The following is a 26,553-nucleotide window of genomic DNA, read 5'->3' as shown; positions in this document are numbered from 1 at the left end:
CGGGCGGCTGTCTCAAGACTCATAGAACACCCACTTCTTGCGCAGGCGCCACTGAACCAGGGTGAGCACCAGGATGATGGCGAACAGCACGACGGCGACGGCGCTGCCGTATCCGAAGTCGTGGTTGTCGAAGGCCTGCTGGTAGAAGAAGTACACCAGGACGTTGGTCCGGTTGTTCGGGCCGCCTTCGGTGAGGATCTGGATCTGCGCGAACACCTGCAGGGAGCCGCTGATCGTCACGATCGTGGTGAGCAGCGTCGTGGGGCTGATCAACGGCAGGACCACCGAGCGGAACCGGCGCCACGCGCCCGCACCGTCGATCTCGGCGGCCTCCAGCAGCGACCGCGGGACGCCCTGGAGGGCCGCGAGGAACAGCACCATGTTGAGCCCGACGTTCTTGAAGACCTGGACGATCACCACCGACACCAGTGCCGAGTTGTCACCGCGCAGCCAGTTGGGTCCTTCGATTCCGACCACGTGCAGCATCGAGTTGATGCCGCCGTTGTTCTGCAGCAGGAAGTTCCAGGTGATCGTCCACGCCACCAGCGAGACGACGACGGGGGAGAAGAACAGCGTGCGGAACACCGTGGTGCCGCGCAGCCGCTGGTTCAGCAGCACGGCGAGCAACATCGCCAGGGCGATGTTGATCACCACGAGGCCGATGCAGAACAGCACCGTCGCCCGCGCCACCGACGGTGTGGCCGGATCGTGCACCAGCTGCGAGTAGTTCCTGGTGCCCGCGTACTTCGTCACACCGGAGAGCACGTTGGAGGTGTGGAAGCTGTAGTAGACGACCGCGATCAGGGGGTAGAGGACGAAGGCGAGGAACCCCAGGGCCTGCGGCAGCACGAACAGCCAGCCGCTGAGGGTGTCCTGCCGCCGCAGGGTCCAGAACCGCCCTGACCCGGCCGGCGGGCGAGAGGTGCTCGCCCGCTCGCCAGTGGGCTCGGTCTCGTGCACGGTCGTCATTCGGACAGGGCCGGTGCGATCGCCTTGCACACGCCCGAAAGGACGGCGTCGACGTCCGCGCCGGACTTCCACATCGGGTCGAGCGCGTTCTGGACGAGGTTGGCGATCTTTGCGCTGTTCTTGTGGGACGGAAGGACCGAGCCGGTCTTGATGCCGTCGATGACCACGTCCTGCAACTGCTGGGGAGTGAACATGGGGTTGGCCTTGGCGAGGGTGGCGGTGGTGAGCTGGCTGGTGCGGGCCGGCGGGAAGTAGCGGGCGAGCTTGGTGGAGTTGGCCGCATCGGAGAAGTAGGCGAGGAAGTCGGCCGCCTGCTGCTTGTGCGACCCCTTCGTCATCACGCCGATGCCGGCCTGTCCGATGACCTGCGACGCGCCCGCCGGGCCGGACGGGAGCGGGACGATCCCCCAGTCGAACGGGTGGGTCGCCAGCAGCGTGGCACGGCTGATCTGGGTGATGGTCAGGCCGGACTCGCCGGCGAAGAAGTCGGCGGTCTCGCCGGGTCCCGGCAGCGCCTTGTCCTGGAAGATCGCGTCGTGCAGGAAGGCCATCGCCTGCTGCATCTGCGGCGAGTCGAACCCGCAGGTCTTCCCGTCGGCCGACCACGCGTCGGCGCCCCACCCGCGCCACACGCCGGCGAGCTGGACCCAGGTCTTGTAGTCCCAGTCCCGGACCACCAGGCCCTGCTTGTCGGTGTGCGCGGCCACCTGGGCGGCCATCTTCTCCGCGTTCTGCCACGTCCACTGGTGGGCTGCCAGCAGCTGGTCAGGGGTCTGGGCCACCCCCGCCTTCGTGAGCAGGTCCTTGTTGTAGAACATCCCGAACGGCGAGGTGGAGAAGGGGTACGCGTACAGGTCCCCGCCCTGCTTCCACAGCTTGGTGGCCGCGGGCGTGAGGTCGTCGTACTGGTAGCCGGCCGCCTTCTGCAGGGTCGGGGTGAGGTCGGTGAGCGCGCCCGACGAGACGAAGTCGGGGGCGTCGCGCTCCAGGACCCACGCCATGTCCGGCGGGTTGCTGCCGGCGATCTGGGTGGTCAGGGCGGTGGTGTAGTTGTCGATCGGTATGTAGTCGAAGGCGATCGACGCGACGTCCGGGTGGGTCTTGCGGTAGTCCGCCGCGATGCTGTTGAACAGCGCCGTCTGCGACGGGTCGTTGCTCCACACGGTCATCCGCAGCGACACGTTCGCGTCGCCGCCCGAGCCCGACCCGTTCGAGCACCCCGCGAGGGAGAGAGCCAGCAGGGAGGCGGCGGACAGGGCGAGGGAGGTGAGCCGGAGGCGTCTGGTTCTCATCGTTGCTCCACAGGGTTCGGTTCTAGTAGCCGCGGATCTCGGGCCAGGCCAGCGGAATGCCGCGCCGGGACAGCAGGGACTGGTAGTCGTGGAGGTGCTCGGGTGTGGCGTGCACGCCGTGCGGCGTGCGGCCGGTGGCGACGCAGTGGGCGGCGAGGGCGCCGGCGGCCTCGCCGATGTTCCACTCGACCGGGTGCAGCCGGTAGGCGCCGTTGGTGATGTGCGTGGTGCCGATGTTCTTGGCGGCCGGCAGCAGGTTGGTCACCCGCTGCGGCAGCAGCGCGCCGAGCGGGATCTGGAACGGCGCCGACGCCACGTCGAGGTAGGTGTCCCCGCCGGTCGAGGGGTGCAGGTCGATCCGGTACATCCCGATGCCGACCGAGTCCCGGTAGCGGGTCGAGCCGTGCTCGCCGCGGATCTCCAGCGAGACGTCGTCCTCGCGGATCGTGGTGACGGCCCGGATACGGCGGGACTCGCGCACGTAGATGTCCTGGGCCAGCCCGTCGTCGGTGCCGAGCAGGTCGCCGCGCAGCCGCAGGGACGGGAAGCCGGTTCCGCCGTCGGGCCGCGGCGCCTCGGTCTGCATCCAGTACAGGGCCGACAGCGCCAGCTCCCGCGCGCCGTTGCGGTGCTTGGCCGCCTCGTCTTCGGAGACCTCGAACAGCGGGCCGTCCATGTAGTCGATCATCGGCCAGTTCACCAGGGTGATGTCACTGGCGTAGGCGCCGGGCTCGAACAGCCTGCGGGCCGCGATACGGCGGAAGCGCCACAGGTCGTCGGTGCCGGCGTCCTTGCTCTGGTCCGCCTCGACGGCCAGCGGGTCGTCGTCCGGGTTCGGGTCGAGCCAGCCGTTCGACGGCTCCAGGGTGCGCGGGTTGGGCCAGCGGAACGCGAGCAGCGGCCCCGGCCAGACGTCCGGGCGGACCGACCGCCAGTAGTCGTAGGTCGCCGGGCGGTCGATGGTGTGGTCGCCGTCGACGTGGTCGACGGCGAAGCACCAGGACACCGCCTGCATGTTCAGCGGCTGCGCGGTGTCCTTCGCGCTGGGCTCGCCGGTCTCGTCCCGGGACTCGGCGCCGGTGACGTACTCGGCGCCGGCCAGCGGCAGCAGGTCGCCGGTCTCGGTCGCGTCGATCACGTACCGGGCGTGCACCGTGACCGGGCCGTCCGCTGTGTCGCCCGCCGGCACCAGGGTCACCGCGGTGACCGTGTCGCCGTCGACCGCGGCCGCCTCCGCGCGGTAGGGCCGCAGCACCGTGAGCCGGCCGGAGCTGCGGGCTGGGGCGAGCATCGCCTCCAGGACGGCCACGGCGACCCGCGGCTCGTGGCAGAGCCGGCTCACCAGGCCTGCGCCCGGGTTCAGTTGGCGGGCGCGCAGCGCCTGCGCCGTCAGCGGGTAGTGGCGCCGGTAGTACCCGCGTATGCCCTCCCGCATCGACCGGTAGGAGGCGGTGACGCCGAGCATCTCGACCCACGGGTGCTCGTCCGGCGGGGTGGCCTGGGCGGTGAGCTGCCCGCCGAGCCACCGCGGGCCCTCCGTGAGCACCACCTGTGCGCCGTGCTCGGTCGCGGCCAGGGCGGCGGCGATGCCGCCGAGCCCTCCGCCGACGACCAGCACGTCCGTGCGTAGTTCCTTCACCCGCGAGTCCTTCCTTGATAATTCGTATTAGCGCACGCTAGGGAAGGATCACGGAGAAGTCAACGAGAAGTTTCGAGGAAGTGCGGGACGGCGGGTTCGCGCCGCCGCCGCACGTGCTCAGCTCATGGTCCTGCGCGCGGGCGGGCCGCCTCAGCGGCGCGGGGCGCGGGGTGCGTCGGTGACGGTGGCGCCGTCGACCAGCTCGCACGGGAGCAGGACCTGCGTCCTGCGGCCGGGCTCCATCTCGCCGCGCAGCATTGCGACCAGGATGCGCACCGCGCGGGCGCCCATCTCGCGGCGGGGGATCCGGAAGGTCGTCCAGTCCGCCTCCGGCGCCGTCCGCAGCGGCCACGCCGAGGTCTGCGTGGGGTCGGTGTCGCCGAGCACGCCGATCGACAGGTCCTCGGGCACGCGCAGGCCCGAGCCGGTGGCCAGCGCGCGCAGCGCGGCTGCCATCTCCGTCGTCTCCACCAGTGCGGCGGTGACCTCGTCTGCGCGCAGCCGCTCGAACACCGCAGGCGGATCGCCGTCGGTGAGGGCGAGCGGCGTCTTGCGGTGCCGCCGGCAGGCGCGCAGGTATCCCGAGCGGCGGTCGGCCGTCGACTCGCTCTCCTCGTGGTAGCCGACCAGCGCCACCCGGCGGTGGCCGAGCGACCACAGCCGCTCGTACAGGGCCGCGGTGGCCGCGGCGTAGTCGCCGCCGACGTAGCTCACCGGCCCGGCGGACGACTCGCGCCGGCCGATGAACACGAACGGGAACCGCTCGTCGACCAGGCGGTCGAGCTCGGCTCGGTCGGTGTGCCGTCCGAGCAGGATGCAGCCGTCCGCTATGCCGAGCCGGTTCGACCCCTCCTCGTAGACCTTGCGCCGGCCCTGCCGGCGGCCCGGGCTGGTGAAGAGCAGCAGGTCGAAGCCCTGCGCCTCGGACTCCTCCTCGATGCCGCCGAGGAAGGGGCCGTAGAAGTCGGCCGAACCGGAGGGGAAGACCGCCTCGTAGGTGAACACCCCGATGATCTGGTTCGACTTGCCGCGCAGGCGCCGGCCCATGATGTCCACGGTGTAGCCGGTCTGGCGCAGCGCCTCCACGACGCGCTGGCGGGTCTCGGGTGCGACGCGTACGCCCTCCGAGTCGTTGAGCACCAGGGAGACCATCGCCTGCGAGACGCCCGCGAGGCGGGCCACCTCGGCCTGGGTCACCCGTTTCCGGCGCTGCGTCACGTGTCGCATCGTAGTGCCACCCTGCCCTCCGGACGATCAACTCCCGGCCGGTGCGATCCGGCCGGTCTCTGCCGGAGCCCATGGTAATACGTATTACCGCTTGACTTCCATGGGCGCACGGCGCCACCATCCGTCACGCCCCCGGGTACCGCCCGCTGCGGCCGCTCCCGCGCGCTCCTCTCCGCCTACCGTGAGGGTCCTTCCATGTCCGCTGAGCACATCTCCCGTGGCGTCACCCGCCGCTCCACCCTGCTGGCCGGCGCCGCGCTGGCCCCCGCGTGGTTCCTCGGCCCGGCCTTCGGCACCCACCGCCGCGCCGCCGCGGCGACGGCCGAGGACTTCGCGAAGGTCAGGAGCCAGTGGCACGACACCCTGATCGGCAGCTACGACACCGCCGACCCGGTGATCTCCGGCTACGTGCAGGAAACGGCCGACACGCTGAGCGGCCTGTGGTCGACGCTGGACACGTCGAGCTCGCGCACCTACCTGTGGGCGGACCTGGACAGCAGCACCGTCTCGGCCGTCCAGCGCGACGCGGTCGGACGGCTGCGCCAGCTCGCCCTCGGCTACGCCTCACCCGGGTCGTCGCTGTCCGGGAACCCGCAGCTGCTGGCCGACATCCGGTCCGCTCTGGACTGGTTCCTCTCCCACAAGTACGGCGTCGCCGGGAGTTACGACAACTGGTGGGACTTCCAGATCGGCATCCCGCTGGCGCTCAACGACACCTGCATCGCCCTGTACCCGCAGCTGACCGCGGCCGAGATCGCCACCGCGACGACCGCGATCGCCCGCTACCTGCCGGACCCCAGCCGGGTCGGCGGTGCCACGGCCACCGGCGCGAACCTCAACTGGACCTGCGCCATCACGACCGTACGCGGCGCGCTGAGCCAGGACGCCGCCGCGATCGAGAGCGCCATGACGGCGATCGCGGCGCTCTTCCCGTACAGCACCAGCGGCGACGGGTTCTACCCCGACGGCGGCTTCATCCAGCACAAGGTCTACGCCTACAACGGCTCCTACGGCGTGTCCCTGCTCCAGTACCTGACGTACCTGCTGGTCGCCGTCCAGGGCACCCCGTGGGCGGCGACGGCCGACCAGGTGCAGCGGGTCCACACGTGGACGCAGGCCGACTACCTGCCGTGGATCTACCGCGGGGCGTTCATGGACATGGTGCGCGGGCGGGCGCTCTCGCGCTTCTACGAGACCGACCACCGCATCGGGCGGCTCACCGGCGCCACCCTGCTCCAGCTCGCCGGCGTCTTCCCGCCCGGCCAGGCGCGCACCGTCCGCTCGCAGGTCAAGGGCTGGATCGCGGCCGACACCTACCAGGACTTCTTCCGCTACGACCCGGTGCCGCTCGAACAGGTGCGGGTCTCCTCCATCGCGCTCGCCCGGGCGGTCCTCGCGGACACCGAGGTGCCGACGGGAGCGGAGTCCACCACCTCCGTCGTCGCGACGTCGATGGCCCGGATCGTGCACCGGCGGCCGGCGTTCGCGTTCGCCATCGCGATGGACAGCACGCGCATCAAGCCGTACGAGAGCGCCAACCAGGAGAACCTCCAGGGCTGGTACACCGGCGAGGGCGCCACCTACCTCTACCTGGCCACGCAGCCCGGGCACTGGACGAACGGCTACTGGCCGGCCGCGAACAAGTACCGGGTGCCCGGCGTCACCCTCGACACCAAGACCCTCGCGCTGGGCACCAACCGCGGCTCCACCAACACCTGGGCCGGCGGCGCGCTGCTGGACGGGAACGTGGCCGCCGGCATGGGGCTGTCCTTCGCGGTGCAGACGCTCACCGGCCGCAAGTCGTGGTTCTGCATCGACGACGCCGTCATCTGCCTCGGCGCCGGGATCACCAGCACCGACGGCCACACCGTCGAGTCGGTCATCGAGAACCGCAACACCGGCCCCGACGGGCGCGCGAACATCCACGTCGACGGCAGCGTGGTGCTCTCCACGCCGAGCAGCACCCCGACCGTCGTCCAGCCGCGCTGGATCTACGTCGACAACCTCGGCGGGTACGTCTTCCCGGCCGGCGGCCACGTCACGATGGTGCGCGAGGACCGCACCGGCAGGTGGACCGACATGGACCACCGCGGCGTCTACGACGACACCACCGCCTACACCCGCCGCTTCGTCACCCTGTGGGTCGACCACGGAGTCAGCCCGACCGGCGGCAGCTACCGCTACATTCAGCTGCCGGCCGCTACCTCCGCCCAGACCGCGGCCTTCGCCGCCTCCAACGACGTCACCGTCGCCGCGAACACCGCCCAGGTGCAGGCCGTCAGCCGCTCCGGACCGGGTGTCGCCATGGCCAACGTCTGGCAGGCCGGCGCACCCAAGGCCGCCGGGATCCAGGTCGACAGGACCGCCTCGGTCGTCACCCGGCGCAAGGACGGCACGCTCAGCGTCGCCGTCAGCGACCCGACCCAGCAGCTCACCGGGACGGTGACCGTCACCGTCGACGGTGACGTCTCCGCGGTGACGTCCGCCGACCCCGGCGTCACCGTGCTGGCCACCACCCCGGACGTCCGCCTCTCGGTGGCCGTCGGGGGAGCGGCGGGGAAGACCTTCGTCGCCCGGTTCACCGAATAGGAGGCTCCTCATGAGCAGGACGGCAGTGGCAGCAGTGATCGGGATGCTGGCAGCGATGTGCTCGGTGACCCCGGGCTCCGCGCACGCGACACCATCGGTCTACGAGGCGGAGGACGCGACCGTCTTCCACGGCACCGTGGACACCGACCACCTGGGCTTCACCGGCACCGGCTTCGTCAACAGCGCCAACGAGGCCGGCGCCTACGTCGAGTTCACCGTCGACCGGCCGGCTGCGGGGGCCGCCACCTTGTCCCTGCGCTACGCGAACGGTACGGCCGCGGCACGCGGCGCCACCGTCAGCGTCGACAGCGCGGCCGCGCCCGCACCGGACTTCGGCCCGACCGCGGACTGGGACACCTGGGCGGTGGCCCGCTTACCCGTGACCCTGCGGGCGGGCACCAACCTGATCCGGGTGGCCGCCACGACGGCCGGCGGCCTGCCCGACCTCGACTCGCTCACCGTCGCCGACCAGCAGGGCACCGACTGGGCTGACGCCGTGGCCGACTCCACGATGCGCCGGTACACCCCGGCCACCATCGGCGGCTGGAGCTACCCGGTCGCCCTCTACATGATGGGGCAGTACCAGCTCGCGCAAGCCACGGCGGACCCCGTGCGGCGGGCCGCCCTGATCGCGTACGTCAAGGCGTGGGCCGACCGGTTCGTCGACGCCTCGGGGCACATCGCCAACAGCTTCGGCAGCCTGGACAGCATGATGCCGGGCCAGGTGATGATCGCGCTGTACCGCGAGACCGGTCAGACGAAGTACGGCCTGGCCGCCAAGCAGATCCACGACCGCCTCCTTCCCGGCGCCGGCTACCCGACCACCGCCGACGGCGGGTTCTGGCACGCCGACAGCGCCGACCGCGCCAGTCAACTGTGGTCGGACGGCACGTTCATGGCCGACCCCTTCATGGCGCAGTACGGCGCGTACGTCGGCGACAGCACCCGGTCGTTCGACATCGCGACGCGGCAGCTGGTGGTCTACGCGAGCCATCTGCAGCAGCCGAACGGCCTGATGAAGCACGCGTACGACGCGTCCGGGGTCGCGTCGTGGGCCGCCCCGGACACCGGGCTCTCCCCGGAGTACTGGTGCCGCGCGGTCGGCTGGTACGGCGTGGCCGCCACGGAGATCCTCGACCTGATCCCGCCCGACCATCCGCGCCGGGCGCAGCTGATCTCGATCGTCCGCAACCTGGTGCGCGGCATGGCCGCCTACCAGGACCCGGCGAGCGGACGGTGGTTCCAGGTCGTGGACAAGGGCGGCAGCGCGGGGAACTGGACCGAGACGTCCTGCTCGGCGATGTTCACGCTGACCATCGACACCGCGATCACCCGCGGATACGTCCCGCGTGACACCTACCAGCCCGCGGTGGACGCGGGAAGGCGCGGTGAACTGGACCGGATCTCCCTGCACGGCGACGGTCTGACGTATCTGACGTCCACGTCCGTCGGCACGAACGTCGGCGACTACGCGTACTACGTCGCCCGCCCCCAGGCGACGAACGACCTCCACGGGCTGGGCGCCTTCCTCTACTTCACCGAGGAGGCCGACCGCTGACGCCGGCCTACCCGGCGTCGAGCTGGTGGTCGGCCCACACGTAGCTCTCGGGCAGCAGGTCGGCGACGGGGACCGCCTCCGGGCGGCCCCCGTCGCCGACGACTTCCCTGTGCCGTGGGTGCGCACGAGGGATCGTCGGGTTTCCGGAGCGGCAGCCCGGACAGGCGGTGCGCAGGGCATAGGAGTGGCTCGCCGTGGCGTGTCTCCCGGATCGGCCCGGTACGGACAGCCGAACCGGTACACCGGATGCAGCCGAGGACGCGGGTCGGCGGGCGGCGGCCCGCACGGCGAGGACGGGAGGTGGAGGCGATGGCGCGCAGCGCACACGGCACCGCGGCCTCGGCCGTGACTGTTGCGGCGTGGGCGGTGCTGCTCCTGGCCCTCTACGCCGTACTGATCTCCGCGGTCAGCCTGCTGGAGTGGGCCGTCGGCGGCAGCCTCGCCGTCCTCGGCGGGTGCGCTGCGGATGTCGTACGCCGCGCGGAGCGGCCAGCGGTGCACGCCGAGCGGCGCATCGCCGCGGCGCTGGCTGCCATGCCGGCGGCCCTGCTGCAGGAGACGGTCCGACTGGCCGCCGCCGTCGTCCGCGCCCTGCGCCACCGCCGGCAGGTCGCCGGCACACCGGACGTCCCCGTAGCCGTACGCCTCCCCGCGGGTGTCGACGCCGGGCTTGCCGCGGTGCTGCTGTCCGCGACGCCCGGGGCCTGCGTCGTCGACATCGCGGACCGGGGGCCGGCCGCGGACCAGGAAGCAGGCGAGGAGCGGGAGTTGCGCGTCCATCTGCTCGGCGCCGCCGACGGCGCGCCCTCGGCCGTCGAGCGCGCCCTCGGCATCAGGCGGCTGCCGTGAACGCGTGGCTGCTCGCCGCCTGCGTGCTGCTGCCCGCGGGCGCAGGCCCGTGCGTGTGGCGGGCCTGCCGTGGCGAGCCCGCCCAGCGCCTCACCGCCACCTCGCTGGCCGCGACGATGGCCGTGGCCGTCCTGCTGCTCGCCGCCCGCGGCCTGCACCGCACCTCGTACGTCGACGTCGCCCTCGTGGCGGCCGTGCTGGCACCGACCTCGACGCTCGTCTACGCACGCTGCCTCGCCGGCGGCGCCGACCGGGAGGAGGAGGCGGGATGAGCGCGACCCACGTCCTTGCCCTGGTGCTCCTGTGGTGCGGCGCCGCCGCGCTGCTGCTGGCCGCCATGGCGCTCGCCGTGCTGCCCACCGCCTACGGCAGGCTGCACGCCCTCGCCCCGGCGACCAGCCTCGGTGTCCCGCTGGTGTGCCTGGGGCTCGCCGTCGACGCGGGCGCGGGCCGGGCGGCCGTCAAGCTGCTGTTCGTCGGCGCTCTCACGGCGGTGTCAGGCCCTGTCCTGACCGTCGTCATCGGCCGGACGATGATCCGCACCGGCGGGCAGGACGCGGGCGCCGAGCGGGGTGAGCCGCCGGTATGAACACCGCACCAGGAGCTGTGGACTTCCTCGTCGGCGTCGCCCTCGTCCTTGTGGTCGCCGCGGCGACCGCCGCAGCTCTGACCCGCGACCCGGTACGGCAGTCGGTGGTGCTCTCCGTCCTCGGGGTGTGCCTGACACTGCTCTTCCTGCTGGTGCAGGCGCCCGACGTGGCGCTGTCACAGCTCGCCGTCGGCAGCGCGATCACCCCGCTGCTCATCCTGCTGACGGTCCGCAAGGTCCGCCGCCGACCGCGCGCAGGAGCAGGGCACGGGGACGGGGCCGCGAAGCGTGAGCGGGGGAGCGGGCGGTGAGCCGGCGGGTCCGCAGCACCGTGTTCGCGCTGGCCGCAGCCGTCTTCGCGGTCTTCTTCGCGGTCACCTGCACCGAGTTGCCGCACTTCGGCACGGCCGACCACCCGTACGGCAGCAGGTCGGTCGCGGCGGCCGTGCGGCAGCACACGGCGAACGTGGTCTCGTCGGTGAACTTCGACCAGCGCGCCCTGGACACCCTCGGGGAGGAGTCCATCCTCTTCGGTGCGGTGCTCGGCGCCGTCGTCCTGCTGCGCCGGGCGCGCGACGAGGACCGCGCGGAACCGGAACCGCGGCCCGTACTCCCGTCCACGCTGCTGCTCGGCGCGGGCCTGCTGCCGGTGACGGTGCTCGTCGGCGGCTACGTCGTGGCGCACGGTCAACTCAGCCCGGGCGGCGGCTTCCAGGGCGGTGTGATCCTCGCGACGGGGCTGCACCTGGCGTATGTCGCGGCCGACTACCGGGTGCTGCGCCGGATCCGGCCGCTCGCGGTGTTCGCTGCGCTCGACGCGGTGGGCGCCGGCGCCTTCACCCTGCTCGGTTTCGCCGGGCTGCTGGCCGGCGGCGCCTTCCTGGAGAACGTGCTGCCGCTGGGCACCTTCAACCAGGTGTCCTCGGGCGGCCTGGTGCCGCTGGTGAACGCCGCCGTCGGAGTGGAGGTCGCCTCCGGCGTGATCATGCTCGTCGCGCAGTTCCTTGACCAGGCCGTGGAGATCGACGAGCCCGCCGCGGGCGGCCGGCGCGGCGGCGGCGCAGGGAGCAACCGGTGAGCGTCCTGCCCTTCCTCGCGGCCGGCTGGATCTTCCTGGTCGGCGTCTACGGCATGGTCACCAGCCGCAACCTCGTGCACGCCGTGGGCTGCCTCGCGGTGGCGCAGTCCTCGACATACGTGCTGCTGCTCGGCGTCGGCTACCGCCGCGGCGGCACCGCACCGGTCTTCTCCGACATCCCCGTCGGCACGCCGGTCGTCGACCCCGTCGTGCAGGCCCTGGTGCTCACCGACGTCGTCGTCGGCGCGACCGTCACCGCGCTGCTGCTGAGCCTGGTCATCCAGATCCGCAAGCGCACCGGGACGCTGGACCCCGAGACGCTGACCGACCTGAAAGGTTGAGGACCGAAGGTGCTGCCCGCCGGCGGGGAGACCGCCGACCTGCTGCCGCTGGCCGTCGCGATCCCGCTGCTGGGCGCGGTGGTGCTGGTGCTGGCAGGGCGGCTGCTGCCGCGTACCGGCGTCGACGCTGTGGCCACCGCCTTCGCCGCCGCCACCGCCGCCGAGGTCGCCCTGCTGTGGGCGCGGCTGGGGGACGCAGGCGGGCGCGCGGTGTCCTGGGCCGGCGGCTGGACGCCGCACGGCGGGCACAGCGTCGGCGTCGTGCTGGTCGCCGACCGGCTCGGCGCCGGGATCGCCCTGCTCGTCACCGTCCTGGTAGCCGCCGTACTCGTCTACTCCTGGCGCTACTTCGACGAGCCGCCCACCCGGCACCGCGGCACCTTCCCCGCGCTGCTGCTGCTCTTCGAGGCCGGCATGTGCGGCTTCGCGCTGACCGGCGACCTGTTCGACGCCTTCGTCTTCTTCGAGCTGATGGGCGTCGTCGCCTACGCCCTGACGGGCTTCCGCATCGAGGACCCGCGCCCGCTGCACGGGGCACTCAGTTTCGGCGTCGTCAACTCGCTGGCCGCGTACTGCTCGCTGCTCGGCATCGGGCTGCTGTACGCCCGCACCGGGGAGCTGGGCATGGCGCAGATCGGCGCGGCACTTGCCGGACACCGCACCGACACCCTCACCGTCACCGCCTTCGTCCTGGTCATGGCGGGGCTGCTGGTGAAGGCCGCGATCGTGCCCTTCCACTTCTGGCTGCCCGACGCGCACGCCGTGGCGCCCACCCCGGTGTGCATGCTGATGTCCGGCGTGATGGTCGAACTGGGCCTGTACGGCGCCGCCCGCGTCCACCTCACGGTCTTCGCGGGACCCGGCGGCATTCCCGCCGAGGCCGTCACCCGCACGCTGGGCACGCTCGGCGCGCTGACCGCCCTCACCGGCGCCGTCATGTGCTGGCAGCAGCGGCACCTCAAGCGGATGCTGGCCTTCTCCACCATCGGGCACGCAGGGCTGTGGCTGCTCGGCCTGAGCTTGTCCGGCAGCTCTGCGACCGCCGGCACCGCGCTCTACGTCGCCGGGCATGCCGGGGTCAAGGCCGCTCTCTTCGGCCTGACCGGCGTGCTGCTCGACCGGCACGGGTCGGTCGACGAACACGGTCTGTACGGCACGGAGCGCGGCTCGCCGTACACCGGTGCGCTCTTCCTCACCGGCGCCCTCGCGCTCGCCGGGCTCCCGCCGTTCGGCACCGCCCTGGGCAAGGCCGTCGCCGAGGACGCCGCCGCGCAGCATCTGCCGTGGCTGCCCGCGCTCTACGTCCTGGTGTCGGCGCTGACCGGCGGCGCCGTGCTGCGCGCGGGCCTGCGCATCTTCCGCGGCGCCGGGCCGCGGCCCGAGCCCCGCGCCTCCGACGTCGAGACGAGCGGATCGGGCGAGGAGCCCGAGGTGCGCGACCCCCGCAGGGCGGTGCCGCGCACCATGACGGCCGTGCCCGCGGCACTGCTGCTCGGGGCGCTCGCCCTCGGCCTGTGGCCGGCCGCCGCCCGGGCGCTCGCCACCGCGGCCACCGCCTTCACCGACCGCAACGGCTACCTGGCCCAAGTCGTCGGCCAGGCCGCCCCCTTGCCGCTCGCCCCGCCCCCGGAGGCGGCCTGGACCGCTCCCGGCGTCCTGCTCGGCCTGCTGTCGACGGCAGCAGCGGTGGCCCTCGCCTTCGCAGCGCTCCACCCCGCCACCACAGTCCTCCGCCCCCTGAGCACAGCGGCCCGCGGCGCCGACCGCCACCTGATCGTGCCCCTGCGCCGTCTCCACTCGGGCCGCCTCGGCGACTACGTCGCCTGGCTGATGGTCGGCCTCGCGGGCCTCCTGGCGGCCTTGGCGGCCCAGATCTGACCGGAGCCTTCCGATCGCCGCCCCCCGCACCCGTGCCGTGACAACCGCGGCAAGCCGGCTCGCAGGAGCCGGCCTCCTCCGCCGGTGAAGGCGGCGCCCTGGAACGAGGCGCCGACGGACACCTGCGCGAAACCGGGTTCACGGTGCAGGTCCACCGAGGCGCGGTTCGCGGCCGAGACCAAGCACCAGAGGGCCGGCTCCCGTTGCACGACCCGCTCCATGCGCCATCGGGTCAGTAGGCCCGCTGTGCCGCGGCGGCGCCACCCAGGGTCGACCGCGACGCCGGTCAGGTAGGAGCCGGCCGCGGCGTGGTCGGCAGGGTGCTCGGGGAGGAAGGCCGCATTCGCGTACCCGACGGCTTCGCCGGACACCTTCGCGGTGACGCCTCCCGGCGCAGGGCGCCCGGTGGATGCGCTCCGCCCGTTCGTCCGCCGGGCCGCACCGGCTCAGCGGGTCCTGTAGGCCTCGGCGTCCTGGGCGCGCAGGTCCATGCCGTGGCCCGGGGAGCCCGTGGAGCCGGGGCGGATCGTGCCGCCGGACGGGTCGAGGGCGCCGGAGAAGAGCAGCTGCTCGATGCGGACGTGGTCGTGGAACCACTCCAGGTGGCGGAGGTTGGGGACGGCGGCCGCGGCGTGGGCGTGCAGGTGCGGTGCGCAGTGGCCGGAGACGGTCAGGCCGCGGGATTCGGCGAGGGCGGCGGCGCGCAGCCAGACGGTGATGCCGCCGCAGCGGGTGGCGTCCGCCTGGAGGCAGTCGACGGCGTCCGCGGCCAGCATCTGCTGGAAGTAGGCCAGGGTGTAGCCGTATTCGCCGGCGGTGACATCGCAGCGCACCGCGTCGCGCACCCGGGCCAGGCCCGGCAGGTCGTCGGAGGAGACCGGCTCCTCGAACCAGGTGACGTCCTCCGCGTCGAGGTGCCGGCCCAGCCGCACGGCCTGCTTGGCGGTGTAGGCGCCGTTGGCGTCGACGTACAGCTCGGCGGCGCCGGCCGAGCGGCGGGCGCCGCTGATCCGCCGCCGGTCCCGGTCCTCCTCCGTGCCCCAGGACCCGCCGATCTTGATCTTCACGCGCGGTATGCCGTACTCCTCGGTCCAGGTGCGCAACTGCCGGTCCTGCCGGGCGTCGTCGTAGGTGGTGAAGCCGCCGCTGCCGTAGACCGGCACGTCCTCGCGGGCCGCGCCGAGCAGGTCCACCAGGGGCAGGCCGAGCAGGCGGGCCTTGAGGTCCCACAGGGCGATGTCGACCGCCGAGACCGCGTGCCCGGCGATGCCGGGCCGCGCGGCGTTGCGCACGGCCCGGGACATCGCCTCGTTGGCGGCGGGCACATCCCACGCGGAGCGGCCGGCGACGGCGGCGACCAGGTGCGCGTCCACCACCTCCGCAGCGGCCGGTGAGCCGTACGTCCAGCCCAGACCGGTGGCACCGCCCGCCGACACGTGCACCGTCACCAGCGTGGTGGCCTCCCACGACAGGGTGCCGTCGGCCTCCGGTTCCTCGGTCGGCACGGTGTAGACGGCCGTCCGCAGGCTCTCCACCCGTGGCGGGCCGCCGCCCGCTCGGGAGCCGGTGTTCACCCCTCGTCCCCGGCCCCGGGCCGGTCCTCGCGGCGCCTCCGGCCCGGCAGCATCTCCTGGATCTTGGCCTTGACGCCCTGCCGGACCATCGCCGCGCGGTCGGTGTCGCCCTGGAGCACCGCGGAGGCCGCGGCCTCGATCTGGTCCCAGGTGGCGTGCGGCGGGATGGGCGGGACGGCGGGGTCGGTGCGGAAGTCGATGACGAACGGCCGGTCCGCGGCCAGCGCGCGCTGCCAGGCGTCCTGCACCCCGCCGGGCTCCTCGACGCGTACGCCGTCCAGGCCGACGGAGCGGGCGAAGTCGGCGTAGCGGACGTCGGGGAGGGCCTGGGAGGGCAGGAACTGCGGTGCGCCCTCCATCGCGCGCATCTCCCAGGTCACCTGGTTGAGGTCCTGGTTGTTCAGCACGGCGACCACCAGCCGCGGATCGGCCCAGTCCCGCCAGTACTTGGCGGCGGTGATCAGCTCGGCCATGCCGTTCATCTGCATGGCGCCGTCGCCGACGACGGCCAGCGCGGGCCGCTCAGGGTGCGCGAACTTCGCGCCGATGACGTACGGCACGCCCGGTCCCATCGTCGCCAGCGTGCCCGACAGCGACCCGCGCATGGCGCCGCGCATCCGCAGGTGCCTGGCATACCAGTTGGCGGCGGAGCCGGAGTCGGCGGCGAGCATGATGTCGTGGGGGAGCAGCGCGTCCAGGGCGTGCACCACGTACTCGGGGTTGATGGGGTCGGCGTCCACGGCGGCCCGCCGCTGCATGACCTCCCACCAGCGCTCGGTGTTGCGCTCGATCGTCTTGCGCCACTTGCCGTGCTTCTTGGCGTCCAGAAGCGGCAGCAGCCGCTTCAGCGTTCCGGCGGCGTCACCGACCAGATTGACCTCGAAGGGGTAGCGCAGCCCGATCATGAAGGGGTCCACGTCGATCTGAACGGCGCGCGCCTGCCCGAAGTCCGGCAGGAACTGCGTGTAGGGAAAGCTCGACCCGACCACGAGCAGCGTGTCGCAGTCCCGCATCATCTCGTACGAGGGCCGGGTGCCGAGCAGGCCGATGGAGCCGGTGACGTACGGCAGGTCGTCGGGTAGCACGTCCTTGCCCAGCAGCGCCTTGGCCACCCCCGCGCCCAGCGCGTCGGCGGTGTGCTCGACCTCCGCGCGGGCGTTGCGCGCGCCCTGGCCGACCAGGACCGCCACCTTCTCGCCGGCGTTGAGGATCCCGGCGGCCCGGTGCAGGTCGTCGTCCGACGGCACCGGCGCGTAGTGGGCGACGCCCAGGCTGGAGGGGACCATCTTGAACGCGTGCGTCGGCGCGCTGTACTCCAGCTCCTGGACGTCGGCGGGAATGATCACGGCGGTGACGGTGTGCCGCGCGTAGGCGGTGCGCAGCGCGCGGTCCAGCACGTTCGGCAGCTGCTCGGGCACGGTGACCGTCTCGCAGAACTCCGACGCGACGTCCTTGTAGAGGGCGGCCAGATCCACCTCCTGCTGGTAACTGCCGCCCATGGCACTGCGGTTGGTCTGGCCGACGATCGCGACGACGGGCACGTGGTCGAGCTTCGCGTCGTACAGCCCGTTGAGCAGGTGGATGGCACCGGGTCCCGAGGTTGCCGCGCACACCCCGACCTTGCCGGAGAACTTCGCATAGCCGACCGCCTCGAAGGCGGCCATCTCCTCGTGCCGTGCCTGGACGAAGCGCGGTTTGTCGCCGGCCCGCCCCCAGGCGGCGAGCAGCCCGTTGATGCCGTCGCCGGCGTAGGCGAAGACGTGGTCGACGTCCCATTCGCGCAGGCGGTGCAGTACGTAGTCCGACACTTTCATCGACACGGGATGTTCCTCTCGTCGTCGCGCCGTGCAAGGGCGTACAGGGGATGTGTGCGGCTCAGCGCCGAGCCCGGTGCAGGGCGTACAGTCCGCCCGCGGCGGTCCCGGCGGCGGCAGCCGCTGCCGCCGCGGTTGCCAGCCGCGCGCGGGCCGCGCTCGGCGGCTCCGGCCGGTCGGCGGCCTTCTCCGGGTGGTCGGCGGGTGCATGACCGTCCAGGCCGAGCGCCAGCGCCTCGGCCAGGTGCAGGGCGCGGCGGCCCGTGCCGCCCTGCTCGATCTGGGTACGGCAGCTGAAGCCGTCGGCGATGACCAGCGCGCTGGGCGCGGCCTCCCGCACCGCGGGCAGCACGCCCAGCTCGCCGATCGCCTCCGACAGCTCCTGGTGGCCGCGTTCGAAGCCGAAGTTGCCTGCCAGGCCGCAGCAGCCCTCGTCGAGGACGTCGGCGTCCAGGCCCGCCCTGCGCATCAGCTCACGGTCGGCGTCGAAGCCGGTGACGGCGTGCTGGTGGCAGTGCGTCTGCACGGTGGCCGCGCGGGTCAGGGCCGGCGGCGACCATTCCTCGGGCGCCCGTTGCAGCAGCACCTCGGACAGAGTCAGGAACTGCCCGGCCAGCCGCTGCACGTCCTGGTCGTCCGGCATCAGCTCGGGTGCGTCCGCGCGGAAGACGGCCGTGCACGACGGTTCGAGGCCCACCACCGGGGTGCCGGCCTCGATCCAGGGCCGCAGGCTCTCCGTGGTCTGCTTCAGCACCCGCTTGGCGCGGTCCAGCTGCCCCGTCGAGATCAGCGTCAGCCCGCAGCACACACCCTCCTCGGGCACCGCCACGCGGAAGCCGGCGCTCTCCAGCACGCGCACCGCGGAGCGGGCCACCGCCGGGTGGAAGTACGTGCTGAAGGTGTCGGGCCACAGCAGCACCGCCCGCTCGTCGCCGGGTTCGGGCTGCGGGGTGCCGCGCTCGCGCCACCAGCGCACGAAGGACTCGCCGGCGAAGAGCGGCGCGTCCCGGTCGGCGACCCCGGCCAGCCGTTTGCCGAGCCCGGCCAGTCCCGGCGCGCGCAGCACCGCGTTCACCACGCCCGGCGCGACCTGGGCCGCGCGGGCCCACAGCGGCAGCCAGCCCAGCGCGTAGTGCGCGGCCGGACGCAGCCGGCCCCGGTAGTGATGGGACAGGAACTCCGCCTTGTACGTGGCCATGTCGACGCCCACCGGGCAGTCCGACTTGCAGCCCTTGCACGCCAGGCACAGGTCGAGGGCGTCCTTGACCTCGGTGGAGCGCCAGCCGCCGGTGACCGGGGAGTCCTCGTGGCCGCCGATCATCTCGAACAGCAGCCGCGCCCGGCCTCGGGTGGAGTGCTCCTCCTCGCCCGTCGCCCGGTACGAGGGGCACATCACGCCGCCCTGGTGGCTGCGGCAGTTGCCGATGCCGACGCAGCGCATGACGGCCTGGTTGAAGGACCCGCCGTCCTCGGGATAGCCGAAGCGGGCGTCGGAGTCGTCGCGCGGGCGCCAGTCCGCCCCCAGCCGCAGGTTCCGGTCGGCTGCGTTCGGCGCGACGACCTTGCCCGGGTTCATCCGGTCACCCGGGTCGAACAGCGCCTTGAGCTCGCCGAAAGCGGTCATCAGATCGTCGCCGTACATGGTGCGCAGCAGCTCGCCGCGCGCCTGCCCGTCGCCGTGCTCGCCGGACAGCGAACCGCCGTAGGACGCCACGAGGCCGGCGGCGGCCCGCAGGAATTCGTGGAAGCGCGCCACACCTTCGGCGGTGCGCAGTCCGAAGGGTATACGAGTGTGCACGCAGCCCTGCCCGAAGTGCCCGTAGAGGGACGGGTGGTCGTAGCCGAAGCGGTCGAAGAGCCCCTTGAGGTCGCGCAGGTAGTCGCCGAGCCGCTCCGGCGGCACCGCGGAGTCCTCCCAGCCCTCCCACGTCTCGCGCTCGTCCGGCGGGCGGGCGGTCACGCCGAGGCCCGCCTCGCGTGCCCTGAGCATGCGCTGCTCGCGCGCGGTGTCGTCGGACAGCGCCACGTCCGGGTCGTCCCTGCCCCGGCCCAGCGCCCGCAGCAGCAGCTCGGCCTGCCGGTCGGCGGCCTCCTGGTCGTCCGCGGTGAACTGGAGCAGCAGCCAGCTGCCGCCCTCGGGGAAGGCGCGCAGCGACTCCAGATGGCTGCCCTCCTCGTGCATGAGCTGCGCCATGCGGTCGTCCATGGCCTCCAGTTGGGCGGGCGCGCTGTGCTCCAGCACGCGCGGGACGTCGTCGGCCGCGGCGCAGATGTCGGGGTAGCCGAGGATCAGCATCGCGTCCGCCGCAGGCACCGGCACCAGCTCCAGCTCGGCGTGCAGCACCGTCACCAGCGTGCCCTCGCTGCCGACCAGGGCGCGCGCGACATGGAAGCCGTTCTCCGGCAGCAGGTCGTCGAGGTTGTAACCGGACACCCGGCGCGGGATCTTCGGGAATCCGCGGCGGATGTCGGCGAGATGGCGGTCGCCGACGCCGCGCATACCCGCGTACAGCTCCGCGCGCCGGTCGCCCAGAGCCGCGATGGCGTCGAAGTCCTCCGGCGAGGTCCGCCCCACCCAGCAGCGCGTGCCGTCGTAGGTCAGGATCTCCAGCCGCCGCACGTTGTCGACGGTCTTGCCGTACGCCTGCGCCGACGCCCCGCACGAGTTGTTGCCGACCATGCCGCCGATGGTGCAGTGGCTGTGTGTCGACGGCTTCGGGCCGAACATCAGCCCGCAGGCGGCCAGTTGCCGGTTCAGGTCGTCGAGCACGACGCCCGGCTCGACGACGCAGGTGCGGGCCTCGGTGTCGACGGAGACCAGGCCGTCGCAGTATTTGGTCCAGTCGACGACGACGGCGGTGTTCGTGCACTGCCCCGCCAGGCTCGTCCCCCCGCCGCGCGACAGCAGCGGTGCGCCGAAGCGGGCGCAGACCGCGACGGTCGCCGCGCCCGCCTCGACGTCGCGGGGCACGACCACGCCGAGCGGGACCTGCCGGTAGTTGGAGCCGTCCGTGGCGTAGGCCCCGCGGCTGCCGGCGTCGAAACGCACCTCGCCGTCCACCTCCGCACGCAGAGCGGCTTCCAGCGCCGCGAGGTCGGGGGTGCCGGCGGCCGCTGCGGGAGTGGGGCGTTCGACGATGCTCATGCAGGGTCGGCTGCCCGAAGGCCCACGAGGTAATCGGCCCTATCAGATCGCCGGGGGAATACGGGTGTGACGGGTGGTACGAACCGCCCCGGCGCATGACCACCCGCCGACCGGGCACCCGCAGGGCAGTACCGGCCGGGCATACCCCGAAGGAGGCCCCCGATGACGCATTACGGCTACTTCCTGTCCTGCGAGGAGTTCACCCCGCGGGAACTGCTCGAACAGGCGCGGATGGCGGAGCAGGCCGGCTTCACGGCGCTGGCGATCTCCGACCACTACCATCCGTGGACCGACGAGCAGGGCGAGAGCGCCTTCGTCTGGTCGGTGATCGGCGCGCTCTCGCAGGTCACGTCGCTGCCGGTGACCACGCTGGTGACCTGCCCGACGGTACGCGTCCACCCCGCGGTCAACGCGCAGGCCGCGGCGACCTCCGCAGCCATGCTCGAGGGCGGTTTCCGCTTCGGCATCGGCACCGGCGAGGCACTGAACGAGCACATCACCGGCGAAACCTGGCCGGACGCGCCGGTCCGGATGCAGATGCTGGAGGAGGCGGTGCAGGTCATCCGCAAACTCTTCACCGGCGAGCAGGTCACCCACCGCGGGGCGCACTACACCGTGGAGAACGCCCGCCTCTACACCCTCCCCGACGAGCCGCCGCCGCTGTACGTCTCGGGCTTCGGCCCGCTGGCGGCGGCCCTGGCCGGCCGGGTCGGCGACGGCTTCGTGACCATGAGGCCCGACGCCGACCTGGTGGCGGGCTTCCGGCGCGGCGGCGGAGGCGACAAGCCCGCCGTGGGCGGCCTGAAGGTGTGCTGGGACACCGACCGCGACCGTGCGGTGGACACCGTGCACCGGCTGTGGGCCACCGAGCAGCTGCCCGGCGAGATCAACCAGATCCTGCCCACACCCGAGCACTTCCAGCAGGCCCGCACCCTCGTCGACCGGGACACCGTCGCCGCGGCCGGCACCTTCGGCGACGATCCGGACGAGCACGTGACGTCCATCCGCGCCTACGCCGAGGCGGACTTCGACGAGGTGTACGTCGGGCAGGTCGGCCCCGACCAGCGGCAGTTCTTCGACGCCTACCGCAGCCATGTGCTGCCCGCGCTCCAGGATGCGGCGTGAGCGTCCCGCGGCGCCCGCCCGCCTCACGCGGATGTTTCGTGCGCGGCGCTGCGGTTACCCGCGAGATATGACCCATGTGGACGAATTATCGGCTCTTGTCCGGATATGCCCCTTGGTACCCGGCCCCGCTGCCTCCTGCTCCCGGCTGCCGGCCGAGCAGGTGCCCGAGGCGCTGGGCGAGTACCGCGTCTGACCGTGCCGGGACCCACGCAAGACCACAGGAGCCGCCGTGCTGTACCGGACTTCCACCGCCCCGACGCCGCCCCCGTCGCCTGCGCTCGACCGGGTCTGGCGCCTGCCGGGCGTCTACCGTCCGCAGGCCGACACCGCCCTGCTGGCCGCCGCGCTGAGCCGCGAGGTCGTACCGGGCAGCGACGTGCTGGATGTCGGCACCGGCAGCGGGGCGCTCGCGCTGTACGCCTCCCGCCTCGGCGGCTGCGTCGAGGCCGTCGACATCTCGTGGCGTGCCGTGGCGGTGACCCGCCTCAACGCCCTGCGCGCCGGACACCCGATCGAGGTGCACCGGCGCGACATCCGCCACCCCCCAGGCCGCGCGAGCCGGCGCACCTACGACGTGGTCGTCAGCAACCCGCCGTACGTCCCCGCGCCCCCCGGCCCGGCGCACCGGGGCGCACGGGCGTGGGACGCCGGCCCCGACGGCCGGCAGGTGCTGGACCCGCTGTGCGCCGCTTCCGCGGAGCTGCTGCGTCCCGGCGGCGTCCTGCTGATGGTGCACTCCGCCATGAGCGGGACGCAGGCCACGGTCGACCTGCTGACCGGCCTCGGCCTGTCCGCCGGCGTCGGCTGCCGCGCCCGCGTCCCGCTCGGGCCGGTGCTGCGCTCCCGGCTGCCCTGGCTGCGCGCCCGCGGTCTGATGGCGGCCGCTGACGAGCAGGAGGAGCTGGTGGTGATACGTGCAGAACGCCGATGAGTACGCCGAGTCCCCGCAACCGCGCCGGATCACCGTCGAACGCGACGGTCCCATGGTGGTGGAAGGCCCTGTCGAGGTCGTCACCGAGGACGGCACCGTGGCCGTGTCGCGGCGCTTCGCCGTCGCCGTCTGCACCTGCCGGCGCAGTGCCGCCTACCCGTGGTGCGACACCAGCCACCGCGCGCGCCCTCCGCGATCACGCGGCCGGGGAGAGGACCGCGGGCGGTGACCGCGACGGCCCGCCGCGCCGGCCCCGTGCTGCCGACGGCCCGCGGGCCGCTCTCCCACGGCGTTGTGCATGCGCTGCGCACCGCCCGTGCGCCCGACCCGGCCCTGTGGCGGCGTACCGCGGACGCCGAGCCGTACGGCGATGACCTCCATCTCTCGCTGTACGTGCTGTACGAGCTGCACTACCGCGGTTTCGCCGGTGTCGGCGGCGACCGCGAGTGGGACCCGGCCCTGCTGACCCTGCGCCGCGCCCTGGAGGACCGCTTCCTCACCGCGCTGCGCCTGGACGTGCCCGGCCCGCGCACCCCCGCGGAGGTCTTCGCGGAACTGCTCACCGAGCCCGCCGACCCCTCCGGCTCCGTCTCCCACCACCTCAGGCGGCGCGGCGACCTGGACCACTTCCGTCAGTACGCCGCCCTGCGGTCGCTCTACCACCTCAAGGAGGCCGACCCGCACGCCTGGGTACTCCCGCGGCTGCACGGACAGGCGAAGGCGGCGATGGCCGCGATCGAGTACGACGAGTTCGGCGCGGGCCGGGCCGACCAGGTGCACGCGCGGCTGTTCGCCGATCTCATGGCCGACCTGGGCCTTGACACCTCGTACGGCCGCTACCTGGACCTGGCACCGGCCCAGATGCTCGCGGTGGTCGACCTGATGTCGCTGCTCGGCCTCCACCGCGACCTGCGCGGCGCGCTGGTCGGGCACTTCGCCTGGGTCGAGGTCACCTCCTCGCCCGCCTCACGCCACCTGGCCGCCGGGCTGCGCCGCGTGGGCGCCGGGCGCGCGGCGCAGCACTTCTACGACGAGCACGTCGAGGCCGACGCGGTGCACGAGCAGGTGGTGCGGCACCAGGTCGTCGACGGCCTGCTCGCCGACGAGCCCGCACTGTCCGCCGACGTCGCCTTCGGCGCGGACGCCACGACCTTCCTCGAGGACCGCCTGTCATCCCACCTGCTGGCCGCCTGGCGCGACGGGCGCTCGGCGCTGCGCTGCTGAGCGGCAGGCTGCGGTCCGTACCGTCAGCAGGCGCAGGAGCCGACGCTCACCGCGCTCCTTCCGGCACCACTACCGACTCACCGGGTTCCCGGGCGCGGGATGCCGAACGGGAATGCGGCCCTGCTCAACGGGTACCCGGCGGACAGAGCGGTGTGCCGGGAAACGGCCCGGCACACCGGGCGAACCAGGGAGGCGCACATGGCAGGCGACAGGCCTTCCGGCCCAAGCGCGGCGCTCTTCGACATCGACGGCACCTTGATGGACACCGTCCAGCTGCACACCGTCGCGTGGTGGGAGGCGCTGCGTCAGAGCGGGCGGACCGTCGGGATGACCGACATCCAGCGGGCCATCGGGATGGGCAGCGACCACCTGCTCGACGCCCTTGCCGGCGAGGACCGCGACCGCTCGGGCGACAGCGGCCTGTCGGCGGCGCACGACGCGCTCTACGCCCAGTTCTGGTCGCGCCTCTCCCCGCTGGAGCATGCCGCCGACCTCGTACGCACCTGCGCGGCCCGCGGCATGCGGGTCGTCCTCGCCTCCTCCGCGTCGGGCAAGGAGGCCGATGTGATGATCAGCGCACTCGACGCGGGCGACGCCGTCCACGCGGTCACCACCGCCGACGACGTCGGGTCCAGCAAGCCCGCGCCCGACATCGTGCGCCAGGCCCTCGACCGGGCGGGCGTCCCGGCCGAGCGTGCCGTCTTCGTCGGGGACGCGGTGTGGGACCTGCAGTCCGCCCGCATGGCCGGCGTGACGGGCCTGGGGGTCCTCGCCGGCGGCGGCTTCTCCCGCGAGGAACTGCTGGACGCCGGCGCCGCGCGCGTCTACCGCTCGCCCGCCGACCTCCTCGACCACCTCGACGACAGCCCGCTCGGCCGGCTGTCAGCGGGGGAGCTCCCCCGCTGACAGCCGGCCGAGCCCCGGTCAGGGCCGGAACAGCATCTTGATGGCGCCGTCCTCCTTCTTCTGGAACGTCGCGTACGCGTCCGGCGCCTCGTCGAGCGGCACATGGTGCGTGGCGAAACCGTCCACGCCCAGCGGATCGTCGTCGGTGAGCAGCGGCAGGATGTCGTCGGTCCACCGGCGCACGTTGGCCTGCCCCATGCGCAGCTGGATCTGCTTGTCGAACATCGTGAGCAGCGGCAGCGGATCCGCCGCACCGCCGTACACACCGCTGACGGAGATGGTGCCGCCGCGCCGCACCAGCGCGATGGCCAGGTCCAGTGCGGCCATCCGGTCGACACCGGCCACCTGCATGAGCTTCTCCGCCCACGAGGAGGGCAGCAGACCGGCCGCGCTCTGCGCCAGGCGGGCGGCCTGGCTGCCGTGCGCCTCTGTGCCCACCGCGTCGATGACCGCATCCGGGCCGCGCCCGTCCGTCAGGTCCTTGACGGCGTCCACCAGCGCGTCCCGCGAGGTGTGCTCGCTCAGGTCGAGCACCGTCACGCCGTCGGTCCGCGCCCGCTCCAGCCGCTCCGGCACCAGGTCGATGCCGATGACCGTGCCGACGCCGAGGTGTTTCGCGATCCGGCAGGACATCGCGCCGATCGGGCCGAGCCCGAGCACCACGAGGCTGCCGCCCTTGGGCGTGTCGGCGTACTGCACCGCCTGCCAGGCTGTCGGCAGCACGTCCGAGAGGTACACGAAGCGGTCGTCGTCCGGGCCGTGCGGCACCTTGATCGGGCCGAACTGCGCCTGCGGGACCCGGAGATACTCCGCCTGCGCGCCCGGCACCGCCCCGTAGAGCTTGGTGTAGCCGAACAGCTGGGCACCCATGCCGTGTTCGGTGACCTGCGTGGTCTCGCACTGCGTGAAGAGCCCGCGGGAGCACATCCAGCAGCTTCCGCAGGCGATCTGGAAGGGGACGACCACCCGGTCGCCGGCCTTGAGGTTCGTCACCGCCTTGCCGGTCTCCTCCACGATGCCCATCGGCTCGTGCCCGAGGATGTCCCCCGGCGTCATGAACGGTGTCAGTACCTCGTACAGGTGCAGGTCGGAGCCGCACAGCCCGGACGACGTGATGCGGATGACGGCGTCGGTGTCCTCCTCGACGCGTGGATCGGGGACGTGCTCCACCCGGACGTCCCGCTTGCCGTGCCATACGGTGGCGCGCATACCTGCACCTTCCTCCGGACGTGCCTGTGTCGGCCTTCCCGGCCGCTCGGCCCGTCTCCGGACTCCGGCGGCCTCCACTGCGGGTGCCCGGCACATAGTTCGTGAAACAGACCTGGGGCCTCGCCTGTGGAGGGCAGCAGGACCCATGGTCCTGCACATGCCGGGTACGCGAACGGTGTCGGGGGCCGGCCGAGGACAGATCGGCCGAAGACCTTTTCCGGAACGAGGGAGCCCACATGTTGAGAGCCGTTGCGGACATTCTCAAATCGATCGGCGGGGCCGTGGCGACCGTTGTCACGTTGCCCTTCCGAGCCCTGGCACGGTTGTTCGGCGGTGCGTCGGACACCGCGCACGGTCACCACTGAAGGGGCGGGGTGAGACGGTGAGCGCGTACCGGGAGGCGCACGTGACCCCCGACCTGCCGCCGCCGGTGGTGACACCTGATCTGCAGGGCCAGGGCGGCCCCGGGTCCGCCGGCCGGCAGACCACAGGCGGCAAGCCGGAGAGGACACACCGGCACGAGGCCGCCCCGGCGACGGGCCGCTCCGGCGACGGGGACGGCTGACACCACCCGTGCGGCCGCCCGCGCGCGAACGCCCTGCCCCTTCCGGGGTCC

25 protein-coding genes are annotated in these 26,553 nt (G+C 72.9%); 16 read left to right on the top strand and 9 right to left on the bottom strand.

Features of this window, described 5'->3' with window-relative positions; translation table 11 throughout:
- Positions 1–12: 12 nt before the first annotated feature.
- The 4 genes from NFU81_RS26555 to NFU81_RS26540 form a co-directional block, all read right to left on the bottom strand.
- A complete protein-coding gene (locus NFU81_RS26555; RefSeq protein WP_251494738.1) occupies positions 13–969 on the bottom strand; it encodes a carbohydrate ABC transporter permease in 957 nt (318 codons plus the stop codon).
- Entirely contained in the window at positions 966–2,261 is a 1,296-nt protein-coding gene (locus NFU81_RS26550; RefSeq protein ID WP_251494736.1) for an ABC transporter substrate-binding protein, read from the bottom strand. Before NFU81_RS26550 ends, NFU81_RS26555 begins: the two co-directional genes overlap by 4 nt.
- A gap of 22 nt (positions 2,262–2,283) precedes the next feature.
- A complete protein-coding gene (locus NFU81_RS26545) occupies positions 2,284–3,900 on the bottom strand; it encodes an FAD-dependent oxidoreductase (protein WP_251494734.1) in 1,617 nt (538 codons plus the stop codon).
- A gap of 150 nt (positions 3,901–4,050) precedes the next feature.
- Positions 4,051–5,118 (bottom strand): LacI family DNA-binding transcriptional regulator, encoded by a 1,068-nt coding sequence (locus tag NFU81_RS26540; RefSeq protein ID WP_251494732.1) that lies wholly within the window; start codon positions 5,116–5,118, stop codon positions 4,051–4,053.
- Between the two features lie 204 nt (positions 5,119–5,322).
- Here NFU81_RS26540 and NFU81_RS26535 point away from each other — a divergent pair, with 204 nt between their 5' ends.
- The 9 genes from NFU81_RS26535 to NFU81_RS26490 all read left to right on the top strand — a co-directional run bounded on the left by NFU81_RS26535 (position 5,323) and on the right by NFU81_RS26490 (position 14,009).
- On the top strand, positions 5,323–7,716 hold the full coding sequence (locus NFU81_RS26535) for a polysaccharide lyase 8 family protein (protein ID WP_251494730.1): 2,394 nt from the start codon (positions 5,323–5,325) through the stop codon (positions 7,714–7,716).
- 10 nt (positions 7,717–7,726) lie between these two features.
- Positions 7,727–9,274: a glycoside hydrolase family 88 protein gene (locus NFU81_RS26530; RefSeq protein ID WP_251494728.1), complete on the top strand. Its 1,548-nt coding sequence runs from the start codon at positions 7,727–7,729 to the stop codon at positions 9,272–9,274.
- 309 nt (positions 9,275–9,583) lie between these two features.
- Positions 9,584–10,123: a Na+/H+ antiporter subunit E gene (locus NFU81_RS26520; RefSeq protein ID WP_251494726.1), complete on the top strand. Its 540-nt coding sequence runs from the start codon at positions 9,584–9,586 to the stop codon at positions 10,121–10,123.
- The gene (locus NFU81_RS26515; RefSeq protein ID WP_251494724.1) at positions 10,120–10,395 is read left to right on the top strand and encodes a monovalent cation/H+ antiporter complex subunit F; all 276 of its coding nucleotides are present in this window, start codon (positions 10,120–10,122) and stop codon (positions 10,393–10,395) included. Before NFU81_RS26520 ends, NFU81_RS26515 begins: the two co-directional genes overlap by 4 nt.
- On the top strand, positions 10,392–10,712 hold the full coding sequence (locus NFU81_RS26510) for a monovalent cation/H(+) antiporter subunit G (protein ID WP_251494722.1): 321 nt from the start codon (positions 10,392–10,394) through the stop codon (positions 10,710–10,712). Before NFU81_RS26515 ends, NFU81_RS26510 begins: the two co-directional genes overlap by 4 nt.
- A complete protein-coding gene (locus NFU81_RS26505; RefSeq protein ID WP_251494720.1) occupies positions 10,709–11,023 on the top strand; it encodes a Na(+)/H(+) antiporter subunit B in 315 nt (104 codons plus the stop codon). Before NFU81_RS26510 ends, NFU81_RS26505 begins: the two co-directional genes overlap by 4 nt.
- Complete coding sequence (locus NFU81_RS26500; RefSeq protein ID WP_422665292.1) at positions 11,020–11,790, top strand: MnhB domain-containing protein; 771 nt, start codon at positions 11,020–11,022, stop codon at positions 11,788–11,790. Before NFU81_RS26505 ends, NFU81_RS26500 begins: the two co-directional genes overlap by 4 nt.
- Positions 11,787–12,131, top strand: a complete 345-nt coding sequence (locus NFU81_RS26495; RefSeq protein WP_251494718.1) for a sodium:proton antiporter — start codon at positions 11,787–11,789, stop codon at positions 12,129–12,131. Before NFU81_RS26500 ends, NFU81_RS26495 begins: the two co-directional genes overlap by 4 nt.
- 9 nt (positions 12,132–12,140) lie before the next feature.
- Positions 12,141–14,009 carry a complex I subunit 5 family protein gene (locus NFU81_RS26490; protein WP_251494716.1) on the top strand — a complete coding sequence of 623 codons (1,869 nt, stop codon included), beginning with the start codon at positions 12,141–12,143 and terminating at the stop codon, positions 14,007–14,009.
- Here NFU81_RS26490 and NFU81_RS26485 read toward each other — a convergent pair.
- The 4 genes from NFU81_RS26485 to NFU81_RS26470 all read right to left on the bottom strand — a co-directional run bounded on the left by NFU81_RS26485 (position 13,946) and on the right by NFU81_RS26470 (position 20,542).
- Complete coding sequence (locus NFU81_RS26485; protein ID WP_251494715.1) at positions 13,946–14,380, bottom strand: GNAT family N-acetyltransferase; 435 nt, start codon at positions 14,378–14,380, stop codon at positions 13,946–13,948. The two genes, NFU81_RS26490 and NFU81_RS26485, sit on opposite strands and share 64 nt — an antisense overlap.
- Positions 14,381–14,455: 75 nt before the next feature.
- Positions 14,456–15,583, bottom strand: coding sequence for an enolase C-terminal domain-like protein (locus tag NFU81_RS26480; RefSeq protein WP_251494712.1), 1,128 nt, complete (start codon positions 15,581–15,583; stop codon positions 14,456–14,458).
- On the bottom strand, positions 15,580–17,397 hold the full coding sequence (locus NFU81_RS26475) for a thiamine pyrophosphate-requiring protein (protein WP_251494805.1): 1,818 nt from the start codon (positions 17,395–17,397) through the stop codon (positions 15,580–15,582). The genes NFU81_RS26480 and NFU81_RS26475 overlap by 4 nt, the downstream gene beginning before the upstream one ends.
- Before the next feature lie 61 nt (positions 17,398–17,458).
- Positions 17,459–20,542 carry an FAD-binding and (Fe-S)-binding domain-containing protein gene (locus tag NFU81_RS26470; protein WP_251494709.1) on the bottom strand — a complete coding sequence of 1,028 codons (3,084 nt, stop codon included), beginning with the start codon at positions 20,540–20,542 and terminating at the stop codon, positions 17,459–17,461.
- A gap of 162 nt (positions 20,543–20,704) precedes the next feature.
- Here NFU81_RS26470 and NFU81_RS26465 point away from each other — a divergent pair, with 162 nt between their 5' ends.
- The 5 genes from NFU81_RS26465 to NFU81_RS26445 all read left to right on the top strand — a co-directional run bounded on the left by NFU81_RS26465 (position 20,705) and on the right by NFU81_RS26445 (position 24,728).
- A complete protein-coding gene (locus NFU81_RS26465) occupies positions 20,705–21,667 on the top strand; it encodes a TIGR03557 family F420-dependent LLM class oxidoreductase (protein ID WP_251494707.1) in 963 nt (320 codons plus the stop codon).
- 232 nt (positions 21,668–21,899) lie between these two features.
- Positions 21,900–22,598 carry a HemK2/MTQ2 family protein methyltransferase gene (locus NFU81_RS26460; protein WP_422665294.1) on the top strand — a complete coding sequence of 233 codons (699 nt, stop codon included), beginning with the start codon at positions 21,900–21,902 and terminating at the stop codon, positions 22,596–22,598.
- A 52-nt stretch (positions 22,599–22,650) separates the two neighbouring features.
- Positions 22,651–22,827: a CDGSH iron-sulfur domain-containing protein gene (locus tag NFU81_RS26455; protein ID WP_251494802.1), complete on the top strand. Its 177-nt coding sequence runs from the start codon at positions 22,651–22,653 to the stop codon at positions 22,825–22,827.
- A complete protein-coding gene (locus NFU81_RS26450; protein WP_251494703.1) occupies positions 22,824–23,822 on the top strand; it encodes an iron-containing redox enzyme family protein in 999 nt (332 codons plus the stop codon). Before NFU81_RS26455 ends, NFU81_RS26450 begins: the two co-directional genes overlap by 4 nt.
- A 198-nt stretch (positions 23,823–24,020) precedes the next feature.
- On the top strand, positions 24,021–24,728 hold the full coding sequence (locus tag NFU81_RS26445) for an HAD family hydrolase (protein ID WP_251494701.1): 708 nt from the start codon (positions 24,021–24,023) through the stop codon (positions 24,726–24,728).
- 18 nt (positions 24,729–24,746) lie between these two features.
- On the opposite strand, the gene NFU81_RS26440 is transcribed toward NFU81_RS26445, so the two are convergent.
- Positions 24,747–25,937 carry a zinc-dependent alcohol dehydrogenase gene (locus tag NFU81_RS26440; RefSeq protein ID WP_251494699.1) on the bottom strand — a complete coding sequence of 397 codons (1,191 nt, stop codon included), beginning with the start codon at positions 25,935–25,937 and terminating at the stop codon, positions 24,747–24,749.
- Between the two features lie 236 nt (positions 25,938–26,173).
- Here NFU81_RS26440 and NFU81_RS26435 point away from each other — a divergent pair, with 236 nt between their 5' ends.
- Both NFU81_RS26435 and NFU81_RS26430 read left to right on the top strand, forming a co-directional pair.
- Positions 26,174–26,302 (top strand): LPFR motif small protein, encoded by a 129-nt coding sequence (locus tag NFU81_RS26435; RefSeq protein ID WP_251494697.1) that lies wholly within the window; start codon positions 26,174–26,176, stop codon positions 26,300–26,302.
- A gap of 17 nt (positions 26,303–26,319) precedes the next feature.
- Positions 26,320–26,502 (top strand): hypothetical protein, encoded by a 183-nt coding sequence (locus NFU81_RS26430; protein ID WP_251494694.1) that lies wholly within the window; start codon positions 26,320–26,322, stop codon positions 26,500–26,502.
- Positions 26,503–26,553: the final 51 nt, after the last annotated feature.

Source organism: Actinacidiphila cocklensis, assembly GCF_907177275.1.
In the GTDB taxonomy this organism is placed as follows: domain Bacteria; phylum Actinomycetota; class Actinomycetes; order Streptomycetales; family Streptomycetaceae; genus Actinacidiphila; species Actinacidiphila cocklensis.
This window is presented reverse-complemented; position numbering and strand designations above follow the sequence as displayed.